Here is a 15,178-nt window from a genome sequence, read left to right on the forward strand (position 1 = left end):
CATGAGCGCTGCATTTTTGAAAACGCTTGGGCTGGAAGCAGGGAAGCGCGTGACGCTACCGACGCTCAGAACCCTCTGGCTTGCAGCTTATCCGGAGCAGGTCGAGACGCCGAACCGGGATGCTCAGTTGCTCGAAGCGTTGCGGCTAGGAGAGTCTGAGGGTTTGCTGAAATTACCCGGCGCGAGGGGCTTCGAAAAGCTTGGCCACCCTCCAATGCCCAAGGCCATTACCTTGTTGCGAGAAGAAAAGCAGAAGTCGACATTCGACTACAACAGCGTTTCATGGCTGCCGGAGATTGGGTTCTGGCCTAGCCTGTCACTGAGCGAGCAAGCAACAGCTTTTATGGTCAACGAGTGGCTGATCAAGCGCCGCGGTCGATTCCTGCAGGTGCCGTTGCGTGAGCGGTCGCTGGAAATTTTCGGGGATGAGAAATTTCTCGACGCCCGGGTGCGCAATGGAGCGCTCTTTGGTGGTCGCATGCCCTTAAGTGTCATCGGAGCGATGCGGGTTGAGCACCCGCTTGCTTACCGACCTTCAGACGCCGTTGGAGCACCTGTGCTCGTGGTCGAAAACCACCACACGTTCTGGAGCCTGGGAGAGTGGAACGAGCAGGCCAAGCGCTACAGCGCCATCGTCTATGGTGGTGGAAATACGATTTGCGCGTCCGGTCTGGCTTTGCTGGAGGTCATGAGAGAGCGAGATGCCCAAAGTGCAGAATACTTCGGTGACATCGATCCTGAAGGTCTGAATATTCCCTTGAAATTCAATCGTTTGCATCGACTTCAATTGACGCCGAGCATTGGCTTTTACCGCCTATTGCTAGAAGTGGGGCGGCGCCGGGATTCTGTGTCACTGAACGCTGAACACCGACATTTAGTGAAATCTTGGTTGCCGGATTTCTCTGGGCAGATCACTGAGCTCTGGGAGGAGGGGTACTGGTTACCTCAAGAAGGTGTAGGGCTGGAACAACTGATGGAAAGCTGATACTCAACGCCAACGCGTAACGCTGGAAATAACGTAATGAAGGTTCTAGGACGGGGAATCCGAGACTCGACCTCAGCCATTGTTTCGCTATCCTCCGGATCGCAAATGATAGGGAACCTCGCTGTGAACATTGCTGATCTCATTGACAACGGGTGAGTTTTCGATGAAGGAGACTGTTGGACCTTAGGCTGGGGGCATCCTTTTCAAACCATCCAAAGCATGCCCTCAGATGTGCCCCCAATGTAGCAATCTACCGGAAGTGAATGGAGCTCCATGGTTTGTGGAAAGGCAGAAATGATCAGCCGAACAGCCTGCCAGACGACGTCTAAAGACTCTCAGGGTCGCCAAAAAACATCTGAATCCGCGACCGCAACCAGCGCTCGCCCGGGTCGTTATCCTGCGAGCCACGCCAGGCCATGTGCAGCTCGAAGGTGCGGGCTTCCAGTGGCAGCTCTTCAGCGCGCACGCCGCCAGCGGCGGTGAGTACATCGGCGGTGTAGTCGGGGACGGTGGCGACGATGTCGGTGCCGGAAATCAGGGTGGCCAGGCCGTTGAACTGCGGCACGGCGAGGACCACGTGGCGCTTGCGGCCGATCTTTTCCAGGTACTCGTCGATAAAGCCGCCCAGATCGCCCGCGAACGACACCAGGGCGTGGGGGCGGGCGCAGAAGTCATCCAGGGTGATTGCCCCGGGCATCGAGTCGGCGCGCAGCAGTTTTGGCTTACTGCGGCGCAGCACCTTGCGCTTGGCGTTGGCCGGCAGGTCGTCGGTGTAGCTGACCCCGATGGAAATCTCGCCCGATGACAACAGTGCCGGCATCAGGATGTAGTTGGTGCGACGCACCACCAGCACGATGCCCGGGGCTTCGGAACGCAGGCGCTTGAGCAGCGACGGCAGCAGGGCGAATTCGGCGTCATCGGACAGGCCGATGCGGAACACCGCTGTGCTGGTGGCCGGATCGAAGTCGGCGGCGCGGCTCACTGCGGTGGAAATGGAGTCCAGCGCAGGGGAGAGCAGGCCGAAGATTTCCACGGCGCGGGCGGTGGGCTCCATGCTGCGTCCGGTACGCACGAACAGCGGGTCGTCGAACAGGCCGCGCAAGCGGGAGAGGGCCGCGCTGATCGCTGGTTGACCGAGAAAAAGCTTTTCCGCCGCGCGCGTGACGCTGCGTTCATGCATGAGGGTCTCGAACACGATGAGCAGGTTGAGGTCGACGCGACGCAGGTCGTTGCGATTCATGACGGGGGTCTCGGAGACATTGGGTCGATACTTTGGCCGCCAGAACGGCAGCCTGTGTTCAGCTCGGAACCGAATAGTAAAGGCAAAGCCGGATTCTGCGCACCGTTAAATTCAGGCGCAAGCATACAAACGTGTTAGCCATCACGACCATTGATAATGTCTCGCTGAACCTTTGAGTGATGCGCCCAGACCAACCCATAAGCGCCCTCAGCGCCCAAAGGCTCGCGCGACGCGGCATTTATCACGCCAGCGGACGCAACGTTCATCCGGAAATTGCCCCTCGGGTTGCAATGTCGGGGTGAGAGAAGAACAATGTCCGCCTTGAATACGTGAGCATTCGATGGTTATCTAATGAACGCCTTTCAACAACAGAATCGATGACAGGCATGTCGACTATTAATAGCCACTGATAGTGTTACCGGCAGCGCCCGGATAGAGTTCATGGCATCAAGGTTCATAAGGCGAGGTTCGAAATGTCCCGCACGATCCGTTTTCATCAGTTCGGCCCGGCCGAGGTGCTCAAAGTAGAAGAGCTGCCCGTGGCGCAGCCCGCACCCGGCGAGGTGCAAGTGCGCGTCCAGGCGATCGGTGTCACCTGGTACGACGTGCTGTGGCGCCAAAATCTGGCTTCCTCCCAGGCGCAGCTGCCTGCCGGCCTGGGTTCTGAAATGGCCGGCGTGATCACTGCCGTCGGCGAAGGCGTCGATGATCTGAAGGTCGGTGATAAGGTCGCCAGCTTTCCGTCCGCCAACCCCAACGTACACCCGGTGTACGGCGAGCACATCGTGCTGCCGCGCACTTCCGTGACCAAATACCCCGACATCCTGACCCCGAATCAGGCGGCCGTTCATTACACGCCGATGCTGGTAGCGTACTTTGCGTATGTGGAGCTTGCGCGTGTCAAGGAGGGTCAGGTCGCGCTAATCACTGATGCAGGCCATTGCGCAGGCCCTGCGTTTCTGCAGCTGGGCAAGGCACTGGGGCTGAAAGTCATCGCCGCAATCAAGACCGATGACGAAGAAGGCACAGCCCGCAAATACCTGACGTCGCTGGGTGCTGACAAGGTCGTGGTGACCGAAGAGCAGGACCTGCTGCTGACCGTCAACAAGTACACCGACAAACGTGGCGTCAATGTCGTGCTCGATGGCCTGGGCGGCCCGCAGATGTCGATACTCGGTGATGTGCTGGCGCCCCGTGGCAGCCTGATTCTCTATGGTCTGCAAGGCGGCAACCAGGTTCAGTTTCCGGCCTGTGCCGCGTTCCAGAAAAACATTCAGTTCTTTGTGCACTGCGTCGGTAACTTCACCGGCAAGCCTGAGCTGGGCATTCCCCAGGACAAGGAAGCGGTCGAGCGCGCGCTGCTCAAGATCAACGAGCTGACCCGCGACAAGTTGCTGCTGCCACAAGTGACCAAGGTGTTCCCGTTCGAACAGATCGTGGAAGCTCACCGCGTAATGGATGGCTGCCCCGTGGGTGGTCGTGTTGTGGTCGAAGTCGAATCGGCCTGAGTGCAATTCACCGCGCTCCATTGAGTAGTCGGCGCCTCTGGCCAGGCGTCGATGTAGAGGATCAAGTCACCGATCAAGGTGGCTATCCGGTCAAAGTCACCCGCCACGCAGCACCCGACAAAGCCTTCCCGAATAATCTGGAAGGCTTTTTTGTTTATTGCTTTAGTGACTTTAAACGGATTTAATCAATTACAAAGTGCCGTCTCAGCGCGGTATTCAATGTTTTTGTCGGAAGCTTTATAAACGCACGCTGTTTATAAGTGCGCGTGTTTATGTGGAAATCTGACAGGAAAAGCACCCCCGATCTGTGCCTTGTAATTGCAGAAGTGCCTGCCGATAATGGCCCGGTCATTCATACTCAAGGAACGAGTCATGTCCCATTTATTACAGTGTCCGCAAAAGACGTGGTCAGGCTCACCCGTCTCCGGTTTCTGTTTAGTAGTTCCCCGCGGTCCGGCCCTGACGTGTTCGGGTGGTCCTGAAGGCTGTCCCGGAGCACCCCGCCCGGTGAGGGTTTCGCGAACGTTTTCATCACCTTTTCATCTTTTCGGAAGATGTCCGTCAATGAGTCAAAATTGCACTTGGCCGTATTGACGCATTATGGATTCTTCATACAGTCGAGTGCAGATGATATTCAGATCGTCGCCGGGGTCTGATCATTCAGGTATCAAGTTATGAGTTCTCTACACGAACAAGCCATGAACTATGTCTATCAACAAGTCTTGCAGCGCCTGTTGAGTTATCTGAACAGGGCGGAGCGAACCGCACTGCAACTTTTGATTCAACGCCTTATTGTCGCAGCCGGAGGAATCGAACGGATCGGTCAATACCGGATACTGCTCGCCTTCAGCGGCGGAAAGGACAGCGCCTATACCTTGGCGCTGTTACGGGCGGCGCAGCTGAGTATTGCCTGCCGGGCGCCAGCGACTTTTCAGCTGCGCATCGCCAACATGCGCCACGCGGGTATGACATCGGCGGTCATGGATAACATTCATCGCTGCTATTCGGCGTTGTTTCTGCATGACGATCCAAGGGTCGAACTGCTGGTGGTCGATCAGCACTATGTGCAAACGTTCGAGCCGGACTTGCCGTTTTCTTCAGCCGGCCGGGAGCAGAATCGCTCAGACATGCTGCTGGCCGGGCACCTGACGGCAGGGGACGCGCGGACGACCTTCTGCAACAGTTGCTACCTGGGCGTGGCCGAGTTTCTCGGGCGAGCCGTGTGCTGGGGTGATGGGGCGGATGCGGTGCTCAGCGGCGATTCGCTCAGGGAGCAGAAACAATACGCCACCTGGGTGATGCGCTTGGCCCAGCGAGACGGGCAGGCGGTTGATCGCTGGCACAGCCTGAGCTTCAGCGCCGCCCTCAGCACCATCGACAAGGTGGGCCGCAGCTATTATCAGGAGTTGTATGGGGAGGATGCCCAGCCGGCGGATTTCAGGGTGCGGCCCAAGGGTTATCCGAATCGCTCTCTGACCCCGGCGTTTCTTACGGTGGCCGACCTCATCGGCTTCCGCCTGGAGGAACGCTGGGCGCTGCTGACCGATTTCATGGGGTTTCGATTCGACGATCTGGCCTTCAGCTTCAGCGAATCCGATTGCGCCAACCCCTTGCTGATGGCCCACATGCGCGGGCTCAGGGCGCAGTTCGTACAGCGTCGCGACTACGCCGATGGCATCCGCGAATACCTGGAACTGGCCGCCACCATGATGCGCCGCAAACGCATGCCCAAGCGCCTGATCAATCAGGCCATGGCCGCCTATGACAGCCCCGATAAGCTCGAAGAACGTCGGCTGCTGGCAGCAGGCTATGCCCAGGAGGCGTTCGGCCTGAGCGAGGCCCAGCTGGTCTGCCTGATGTTTTCACCTTTCGTCGACCGCGGCGCGACGCTTGAAGCATTTTTGCGCTGTTGCCACCCCGGCATGCTGATCGCGCTGGCGGATCTGCACCGGGCGTTGTCTGGCGAGTCGGCCCCCGATCAAGTCATTCAATGGCTGGTGGACGTCAGCGGTCTGAGCCTCAAAGGCCTGCAGAACCTCTACGCCCGCCAGCGCGTGGATTTCAACGACAAGCGCTCGATCATCGCTCGGGTGCGCGCCAGCGATCCGGACAAGGGACGGGTGATGACGGTCGATTCGCAAACCGGCGAGTCGGTGGCAGAGCTGATCTCCGGTCGCTGAACCTTTCTTTCAATGACCCTGCGACTTGCGCATGGATGGGGTGTGTCCGATGGAAAATAACAAGTCTGATTTTGCCTATCAGCGGGTATACCGCTACCTGTCGAGGCTGACCAATGAATTGCCCGAGGGCCCGGCGGTGAAGCTGCCGTCCTTGCGTCTGCTGGCGCGGCGTTTGCGGGTGTCGATCTCGACGGTGCAGAACGCCTATTCGCTGCTGGAAAAGGAAGGGCGCATCTGCTCGATGCCAAAATCGGGCTACTACGCGCTGCCGCAGCCTCGCACCGACATTCAGTGCGAAGGCGAAGACTTGCTGGAGCGCTATCAGGCCAGTGCACGGCGTGCCGACATGTTCGTGATTGGCGCCGATGAGCCGACGCTGCTGCAGTCCCTCGATGGCGCACTGCTGAACCTTGAACGCGATCTGATGCGCCATTACCCCTGTCAGACCGATCCACGTTTTCAGCCGTTTGGCGACATCGAACTGCGCTCGGCCCTGGCGGCGTACTACACCACCTCCACCGAACATTGCTGGCATCCGGATAACGTGTTCATCGGCCCGGACAAGACCGGCGTGCTGAAAACCGTGATCAAGGCGCTGCAATTGCGCGATTGCACGGTGTTGGTGGAATCGCCCTGCGGCTGGAGCGTGCTGCGTACCCTGCAATCCTTCGGCATTCGCGTGATCGAGTGGTGTGTGAATGCCGAGGGCGAGATTGAAGTGGACGAACTTGACGCTTCGCTGCAGCACGGCGATGTGAAAATGGCGATTCTGTCTTCGCGAATGGAGCCTTTGCGCGGTCGGGTCATGCCCCGGGAGCAGCGCGAGCGGCTGGCCGAAGTGTTGAACCGGCATGGCCTGTGGGTGCTGGAAGACGACAGCCATGGCCAATTGTGCATCGATGAAAACGCCGTGCCGTTGCGCGATCTGATCGACCCTGAGCGCTTGCTGATCCTTGGCGCTTTCGACAAGACCATCGGCTTGGAGGCGCCGTTCGGCTACCTGCTGAGCCGCCACTCGCGTCCCTTGTGGCATCAGCAGATGCTGCTGCGTTCATTCCGTCTGCCGCCCACGCGCCAGAAGGCCATTGCGCGCTTGTACAGTTCGGGTCAGTTGGATCGGCACCTGCATGGCCTGCGTGGCTGTCTGGATGAACGCATGGATCACCTGACGACGATGGTCGAGGACTACCTGGGCGAGGACTTCAGCTTCCAGCGCCCGCGTGGCGGGGCGACGCTGTGGCTCGATTGCCGCTATCGCGTTGACATGGGGCGGGTCTTCGAGCGCCTGCTTGAGCAACGCATCGTCGTCGCGCCGGGCGAGCTGTTCAGCGTACGCGGCCTGCATCGGCAGAGCCTGTGCCTCAGCGGTGCAGCGGACTGGGAACAGAACATCGAATCGACGATGGTGCTGATTCGTAACGCCGTGCTGCAGGAGCGGCTGGTGTAGCGCTCTGCGGGGCCGTCGATCCATTTCCGTTTGCCAGGCAGGGCATGCAGCTGTTATCTGTATGCCTGTCCAGTGTTCGACTCCCGGCCCATTGCGCAGTGACCTCCATTCCCCCGACCCATCCCGCCCCCGATGAGCAACCTCAGGCTCTCTCGCTGGTCGACGCCGACAGCCGCTACACCGTCGCGGTGCGCGCGTTGTGTGAGTTCACGGCCAAGGTCGGTGACCTGGATTTGCGTTTCACCCCGTCGCCCACCGCCCAGGAAGGCATTGCCGGCCATCGCACCGTGGCATCGCGGCGCGGGGCGGGTTATCAGCCTGAACTGGCGTTATCCGGGACCTGGCAAGGACTGACCGTGCGCGGCAGGGCTGACGGCTATGACCCCGCGCTCAATCGGCTGGACGAGGTAAAGACCTATCGCGGCGACCTGGACAAGATGCCGTCCAACCACCGGCAGTTGCATTGGGCTCAGGCCAAGGTTTACGGCTGGCTGATCTGTCAGCAGCTGCGACTCGAGGATGTGAACATCGCGCTGGTGTATTTCAACATCGTTACCGAGCAGGAAACCCTGATCACCGAACGCCACAGCGCGGCGCAATTGCAACTATTTTTCGAGGCGCAATGCTCGATTTTTCTGCATTGGGCGCGCCAGGAAGTGGCCCATGTTCAGGCGCGCAACGGTGCACTGACCGAGCTCAAATTTCCCCATGGCGCATTTCGCAGCGGCCAGCGGGTGCTGGCTGAATCGGTCTACAAGGCGGTCAGCACCGGGCGTTGTTTGATGGCCCAGGCCCCGACCGGCATCGGCAAGACCATTGGCACGGTGTTCCCGATGCTCAAGGCCGCGCCGACGCAGAAGCTCGATAAAGTGTTTTTCCTCACCGCCAAGACCCCCGGTCGCAAACTGGCGCTCGACGCCTTGAGCGTGATCGGCCGCAGCGCGCCGCACCTGAAGCTGCGGGTGCTGGAAATGGTCGCGCGGGACAAGGCCTGCGAATTCCCGACGAATGCCTGCAATGGCGACTCCTGCCCGCTGGCCAAGGGGTTTTACGACCGCTTGCCCGCCGCGCGCAGCGAGGCGGTCGCTCACCTGTGGCTGGATCAGTCCGGGCTGCGCGAGGTGGCGCTGCGGCATCAGGTCTGCCCTTATTACCTGAGCCAGGAGCTGGCACGCTGGTCCGACGTGGTCATCGCCGACTACAACTATTATTTCGACCTCAGTGCCTTGCTGTTCGGGTTGTGCCAGTTCAACCAGTGGCGCGTCGCGGTGCTGGTGGACGAGGCGCACAACATGGTCGAGCGGGCGCGGCAGATGTACAGCGCCAGCCTGGATCAATACACGCTGAGCCAGGTACGACAGAGCGCGCCCGAGGCGCTGAAGAAATCCCTGCAACGTGTGAATCGTGAGTGGAATGCCCTGCACAAAGAGCAGGTCGCGCCGTATCAGGCCTATGCCGCCACGCCGACCCAATTCCTCGCCAGCCTCAACCTGTGCACCGCGGCGTTCGGCGATTACTTCAACGATCACCCGCACGCCGCCAATGGCGAGCTGCAGAGCTTCTATTTCGAGGCGATACAGTTCGGTCGCATCGCCGAGCTGTTCGACGAGCATTTCCTCTTCGACATCAGCAAGCGCGAGCTGGGTGGCAAAAAGGCGCTGTCGAAACTGACGCTACGCAATGTCGTGCCGGCGGGTTTTCTTCGCCCCAGGCTGACCACGGCACGCAGCACGGTGATGTTTTCCGCAACGCTCAACCCCCGGCACTTTTATCGCGACCTGCTGGGCCTGCCGGACAACACGGTGTGGGTCGAAGTCGAGTCGCCGTTCCAGCGCGAGCAACTGGAGGTGCACATCGTCAGCCGCATCTCCACCCGCTACGCCCATCGGCAGGCGTCGCTTGCGCCCATCGTCGAGCTGATGGCCGAGCAGTTCAAGGCGCGACCGGGCAACTACCTGGCGTTCTTCAGCAGCTTCGATTACCTGCAACAGGTGGCTGAACTGATGAGCGCGACCCACCCTGACTTGCCTGTCTGGCTGCAGTCGCGGGGCATGGCGGAGGTCGATCGTCAGGGGTTTCTCGATCGTTTCACTCCCCAGAGTCAGGGCATCGGTTTTGCCGTGCTGGGCGGAGCGTTCGGCGAGGGCATCGATCTGCCGGGCGCGCGTTTGATCGGCGCGTTCATCGCCACCCTGGGTCTGGCACAGATCAACCCGATCAACGAGCAACTTAAACAGCGCATGAGCCTGTTGTTCGGCGCCGGTTACGACTACACCTATCTCTACCCTGGCATGCAGAAAGTGGTGCAGGCGGCGGGCAGGGTGATTCGTGGGCAGGACGATCGCGGGGTGGTGATGCTGATCGACGATCGATTTGCCGAGCGTCGGATTCAGCAGCTTTTGCCGGCCTGGTGGCAGCTCTAGAGCGCCCGGCATAATTGTCTCAAGGGTTTACGGATCGATAGCCGAGCAAGACGGTCCAACTGCCAGTAAACTGCCGCGCGACTGGTTTTTTATTTCGCCGAGTGTCTTTTTTAATCACGGTTTTTCCATCCACGGAGGTTTCGCATGAGTATCAGTCCATTCGCAGGCAAACTGGCGCCTGCAGAATTGCTGGTCGATCTTCCTCGTCTGGTCACGGCGTACTACACCGGGCAACCTGATGCCTCGGTCGCCACCCAGCGGGTTTCCTTTGGTACCTCCGGCCACCGTGGCAGCTCGTTCGAGCTGAGCTTCAACGAGTGGCACGTGCTGGCCATCAGTCAGGCCATCTGCCTGTATCGCCAGGCCCACGGTATCGACGGTCCGCTGTTTCTGGGCGCCGATACCCACGCGCTGTCCACGCCCGCTGCCGCTTCGGCGCTGGAAGTGCTGGCGGCCAACGGCGTCAACGTGATGATTTCCGAAGGCGACGAGTACACGCCAACCCCGGCCGTTTCCCACGCCATCATCTGTTACAACAAGGGCCGCACTTCGGGCCTGGCCGACGGCATCGTCATCACCCCGTCGCACAATCCGCCGGAAAGCGGCGGCTTCAAATACAACCCCACCAATGGCGGCCCCGCCGATTCGCACATCACCAAGTGGATCGAGAACAAGGCCAACGAATTGCTCGCCGAGAAGATCGTCGGCGTCACCCGCATGACCCACGAAAAGGCCCTGCGCGCTGACACCACGCACCGCCACGACTACGTCAACACCTACGTCGCGGACCTGAAAAACGTCATCGACATGGACGCCATCCGTGGCGCCAACCTGCGCCTGGGCGTTGATCCGCTTGGCGGCGCGGGCGTGCGTTACTGGTCGGCCATCGGTGAGCATTACGGCCTGAACCTGGACGTGGTGAACAAATTCGTCGACCCGACCTTCCGCTTCATGAGCGTCGACTGGGACGGCAAGATCCGCATGGACCCGTCGTCCAATTTCGCCATGCAAAGCCTGATTGGCCTGAAGGATCGCTTCCAGGTGGCCTTCGCTTGCGACCCGGACCACGACCGCCACGGCATCGTCACGCCAACCGGGGGCCTGCTGGCGCCGAACAATTACCTCGCGGTGTCGATCGATTATCTGTTCCAGAACCGTCCAGACTGGCGTGCCGATGCGGCAGTCGGCAAGACCGTGGTCAGCAGCGGCATGATCGACCGCGTGACCCAGCGTCTGGGCCGTCGCCTGTATGAAGTGCCGGTGGGCTTCAAGTTCTTCGCCGAGGGCCTGTACGAGGGTTCGTTGGGCTTTGGTGGGGAGGAGAGTGCCGGTGCGTCGTTCCTGCGTCGCGACGGTTCGGTCTGGACCACTGACAAGGACGGCCTGATCCCGGCGCTGCTCGCTGCTGAAATCCGCGCGCGCAAAGGGCGTGACCCAAGCGAGATGTACAAGGCGCTGACCGATGAGCTCGGCGAGCCGGTTTCCACTCGGGTTGAGGCCAAGGCCAACTTCGAGCAGAAGGCGCTGCTGAGCAAGCTGTCGCCGGAGCAGGTCACCTCCACGGAGCTGGCGGGCGAGAAGATCGAGCAGATCTTGAGCAAGGCGCCGGGCAACGATCAGGCGATCGGCGGGCTGAAGGTCATGACCGAAAACGGCTGGTTCGCCGCGCGACCTTCGGGGACCGAAGACATCTACAAGATCTACGCCGAAAGCTTCAAAGGCGAAGATCACCTCAAGCGTCTGGTGGCTGAAGCCCAGGTGCTGGTAGATGCCGCGATCGCGCCGAAGTAATGTGATGGGGTGACGTTCGCCATTGGCGAGACGCACTCCGCTCCGTACAAAAAAAACGCCCGGAGGCCTGTGAAGGCTCCGGGCGTTTTCATTGCCGGTCAATGAATGCTGGTCAATCAGCGAAAAGCTGGCACCACATGCTTGATGAACAGCTCCAGGGATTTCTTCTTCTCGGCGTGGGGTAGGCTGTTGTCGCACCAGAAACTGAACTCGTCGACGCCCAGTTCCTGGTAGTACTTGATGCGCGGAATGATCTCTTCCGGCGTGCCGATCATGGCGGTCTTGTGCAGGCTGTCGAGTGTGAATTCCGGGCGCTCGGCGAACTTCTCCTCAGGGCTGGGGGCCAGGAAACCGTTGACCGGGGTGGTCTTGTTGCCGAACCAGGCATCGAAGGTGCGATAGAACTTCGCGATGGCCTTGGCGCCGACTTTCCAGCCTTCCGGGTCGTTGTCGGCGTGGACATGGGTGTGACGCAGCACCATCAGTTGCGGGCGCGGGACGTCCGGGTTATTGGCCAGCGCGGCTTCGAACTTGTTCTTCAGGTCGACGACTTCTTCATCGCCCTTCATCAATGGGGTGACCATCACGTTGCAGCCGTTTTTGACCGCGAAATTGTGTGAGTCCGGGTCGCGGGCAGCGATCCACATCGGCGGGGTCTTGATCGGCTTCGGTACGCTGGTGGAGGTGGGGAATTTCCAGATTTCGCCGTCGTGGGCGTAGTCTCCCTGCCACAGCGCCTTGACCACTGGCACCATCTCGCGCAGCGCCTTGCCGCCTTCGGAGGCCGGCATGCCGCCAGCCATGCGGTCGAACTCGACCTGATAGGCGCCACGGGCCAGCCCCACTTCCATGCGCCCGTTGCTGATCACGTCGAGCAGGGCGCATTCACCGGCCACCCGCAGCGGGTGCCAGAACGGCGCGATAATGGTGCCAGCGCCCAAGTGAATGGTGGTGGTGCGGGCCGCGAGGTAAGCCAGCAGCGGCATCGGGCTTGGGGAAATGGTGTATTCCATGGCGTGGTGTTCGCCGATCCACACCGTGCTGAAACCGCCTTGCTCGGCCATCAGGGTCAACTCGGTCAGGTCTTCGAACAACTGTCGGTGGCTCACTGACTCATCCCAGCGTTCCATGTGCACGAACAACGAAAATTTCATGACGCTTACCTCGGTTTTGTTCTCGCCGCGGGCAGTGCCGCGGTCGGGCATTTATCGGTATACCGTAGTAGAAGGGAGTTCCCACCCTCAAGCAGGAACTTCAGGCCAGAGCGGGCAGGGCGCCCATTTTTCCGCGGCAATACACCATGGGGCTGGCAGGCTGCTCAGGGACGATCAGGTGCTTCACCGCACCGACCATGATCGCGTGATCGCCACCTTCGTATTCGCGCCACAGTTCGCACTCAATGATGGCCGTGGCGTTGGCGATGAGGGGATTGCCCAGTTCGCTCAGCGTCCACTCGATACCGGCAGCCTTGTCCTTGCCTTTGCGGGCGAAGGCATAAGCCTCGGCCTGTTGGGTGCCGGACAGCAAATGAATGGCGAAGCGTTTGCTCTTGATCAGGCTCGGGTACGAGTCGGAGCTGTAGTTGGGGCAGAACAGCACCAGCGGCGGGTCCATCGACAGGGAGCTGAACGCGCTGGCGGTCAGGCCGACCACTTCGCCTTCGTCGTTGACGGTGGTGATCACGGTCACGCCGGAGGGAAAGGAAGCTAGGACGTTCTTATAGGCGGTTGCGTCGATCATGTTGCTACCTCTGCGGTTCGGTGCCGAAGGCGATGAGTTTTGTGTGTCTGATGGTATACCGTAATACTAATCCTGCAAGTGTTTTTTCGGTCATTGATATCGCCTAGCAATTTCCGAAGCATCCCCTTGAGCCCTTGTTCAGCGGCGCTTCAGAGATTGCTGAACCGGTTTTTCCACTGCTGTCTGGGGCTTGCAATCGGTCAGAAGTTAGCAAAGGAAGGTTGTAAATTGTTGGCATACCATAATATGGTTATGTCGCTCGTGAGTGCAGGGAAGTGTTTGCGGCGATGAACGCGTGCATCGGGGCCTTGAGCCTGCGAGTGCGCCTTCCTGTTTAAGCTCGACACACAAAAACAAAGACAAGCATTCAGGCGAAACGATGACGACTTCCGGCTCCCACGGCAGCAACACCGCTCCATTGATCGAAAACCACACCGTCGATTACGTCCCTCTGGCCGAACGCCACGGCAAGGCCCGGGATTTGTTCACCCTGTGGTTCAGCACCAACATCGCGCCGTTGCCCATCGTCACCGGGGCGATGGTGGTTCAGGTGTTTCATCTCAACCTGCTCTGGGGCCTGATCGCCATTGCTCTGGGCCACATGATCGGCGGGGTGGTGATTGCCCTTGCGTCAGCCCAGGGCCCGCGCATGGGCATCCCGCAGATGGTGCAGAGCCGTGGCCAGTTCGGCCGCTACGGCGCACTACTGATCGTGTTCTTCGCGGCGTTGATTTACGTTGGCTTCTTCATCTCCAACATTGTCCTTGCCGGGCAGTCGATCCACGGCATGGTGCCAAGCGTGCCGCTGCCGGTGGGCGTGGTGATCGGCGCCCTGAGCGCCACGGCCATCGGCGTGATCGGTTACCGCTTCATTCACACCCTCAATCGCATTGGCACCTGGGTCATGGGCGCGGCACTGCTGGCTGGTTTCGCCATGATCTTCAGTCAGGATTTACCGCTGGATTTCTTCAGCCGTGGCAGCTTCAACCTGCCCGGCTGGCTGGCGACGATTTGCCTGGGCATTATCTGGCAGATCAGCTTTTCACCCTACGTGTCCGATTATTCGCGCTACCTGCCAAGTGATATCGGCATCGCCAAGCCCTTCTGGGCGACGTACTTCGGCGCCACACTGGGCACGATCCTGTCATTCAGCTTCGGTGCAGTGGCGGTATTGGCGACCCCTGAAGGCACTGAGGCGATGGCGGCGGTGAAGCAGTCCACAGGCGTGCTCGGGCCGATCTTGATGCTGCTGTTCCTGCTCAACATCATCAGCCATAACGCGCTCAACCTGTACGGCGCGGTGTTGTCCATCGTCACCTCGATCCAGACCTTTGCCGGCGGCTGGACGCCGAGCATCAAGGTGCGGGTGATCCTCGCCAGCGTAATCCTGGCAGGTTGCTGCATCACGGCGGTGGGCGCGTCCGGGGATTTCATCAAGGAGTTCATCGGCCTGATCCTGACCCTGCTGATCGTGCTGGTGCCATGGGCTTCGATCAACCTCATCGACTTCTACCTGATCAAACGCGGCAGCTACGACATCGCCTCGATCTTCAGCGCCGATGGCGGCATCTACGGGCGCTTCAACCTGCACGCGATTGTGGCGTATTTCATCGGCATCGTTATGCAGCTGCCGTTTGCAAACACGTCGCTGTATGTGGGGCCGTATGCCAATTATCTGGAAGGGGTGGACCTGTCGTGGTTGGTGGGGCTGCTGGTGACCTGCCCGCTGTATTACTGCCTGGCGACGCGGGGGCGGGCGGTGCGGGGCAAGGTCAGCTGGGAACCTGTTCGACGCTGAACCTGTAACACCCTTGCACCCTGCCCAAACTCTGGAATCCTGCTGGCAAACCATGTTAAACCGCCT

General features: G+C 60.0%; 10 protein-coding genes. 7 read left to right on the forward strand and 3 right to left on the reverse strand.

The window, feature by feature from the left end; translation table 11 throughout:
- Position 1: 1 nt before the first annotated feature.
- Positions 2–985 carry a hypothetical protein gene (locus AC07V9_RS02620; RefSeq protein ID WP_495014145.1) on the forward strand — a complete coding sequence of 328 codons (984 nt, stop codon included), beginning with the start codon at positions 2–4 and terminating at the stop codon, positions 983–985.
- 325 nt (positions 986–1,310) lie between these two features.
- Here the strand turns inward: AC07V9_RS02620 and AC07V9_RS02625 are convergent, their stop codons facing one another.
- A complete protein-coding gene (locus AC07V9_RS02625) occupies positions 1,311–2,225 on the reverse strand; it encodes a LysR family transcriptional regulator (RefSeq protein WP_495014146.1) in 915 nt (304 codons plus the stop codon).
- Positions 2,226–2,698: 473 nt separating this feature from the next.
- On the opposite strand from AC07V9_RS02625, the gene AC07V9_RS02630 reads away from it, so the two are divergent.
- The 5 genes from AC07V9_RS02630 to pgm all read left to right on the forward strand — a co-directional run bounded on the left by AC07V9_RS02630 (position 2,699) and on the right by pgm (position 11,574).
- Entirely contained in the window at positions 2,699–3,733 is a 1,035-nt protein-coding gene (locus AC07V9_RS02630; RefSeq protein ID WP_495014147.1) for a zinc-dependent alcohol dehydrogenase family protein, read from the forward strand.
- 674 nt (positions 3,734–4,407) lie between these two features.
- Positions 4,408–5,913 (forward strand): hypothetical protein, encoded by a 1,506-nt coding sequence (locus AC07V9_RS02635; RefSeq protein WP_495014148.1) that lies wholly within the window; start codon positions 4,408–4,410, stop codon positions 5,911–5,913.
- Between the two features lie 49 nt (positions 5,914–5,962).
- The gene (locus AC07V9_RS02640; protein ID WP_495014149.1) at positions 5,963–7,360 is read left to right on the forward strand and encodes an aminotransferase-like domain-containing protein; all 1,398 of its coding nucleotides are present in this window, start codon (positions 5,963–5,965) and stop codon (positions 7,358–7,360) included.
- A 98-nt stretch (positions 7,361–7,458) separates the two neighbouring features.
- Positions 7,459–9,783 carry an ATP-dependent DNA helicase gene (locus AC07V9_RS02645; protein WP_495014150.1) on the forward strand — a complete coding sequence of 775 codons (2,325 nt, stop codon included), beginning with the start codon at positions 7,459–7,461 and terminating at the stop codon, positions 9,781–9,783.
- A gap of 144 nt (positions 9,784–9,927) precedes the next feature.
- Positions 9,928–11,574: a phosphoglucomutase (alpha-D-glucose-1,6-bisphosphate-dependent) gene (gene pgm / locus AC07V9_RS02650; RefSeq protein ID WP_495014151.1), complete on the forward strand. Its 1,647-nt coding sequence runs from the start codon at positions 9,928–9,930 to the stop codon at positions 11,572–11,574.
- A 116-nt stretch (positions 11,575–11,690) separates the two neighbouring features.
- On the opposite strand, the gene AC07V9_RS02655 is transcribed toward pgm, so the two are convergent.
- Together AC07V9_RS02655 and AC07V9_RS02660 are read right to left on the reverse strand one after the other, a co-directional pair.
- Complete coding sequence (locus tag AC07V9_RS02655; RefSeq protein WP_495014152.1) at positions 11,691–12,728, reverse strand: LLM class flavin-dependent oxidoreductase; 1,038 nt, start codon at positions 12,726–12,728, stop codon at positions 11,691–11,693.
- Between the two features lie 100 nt (positions 12,729–12,828).
- The gene (locus AC07V9_RS02660; RefSeq protein WP_495014153.1) at positions 12,829–13,314 is read right to left on the reverse strand and encodes a flavin reductase family protein; all 486 of its coding nucleotides are present in this window, start codon (positions 13,312–13,314) and stop codon (positions 12,829–12,831) included.
- A gap of 379 nt (positions 13,315–13,693) precedes the next feature.
- Between AC07V9_RS02660 and AC07V9_RS02665 the strand changes: the two genes are divergently transcribed.
- Positions 13,694–15,112: a purine-cytosine permease family protein gene (locus AC07V9_RS02665; protein WP_495014154.1), complete on the forward strand. Its 1,419-nt coding sequence runs from the start codon at positions 13,694–13,696 to the stop codon at positions 15,110–15,112.
- Positions 15,113–15,178 lie beyond the last annotated feature (66 nt).

It is taken from the genome of Pseudomonas sp. GW821-FHT02A11 (assembly GCF_059421985.1).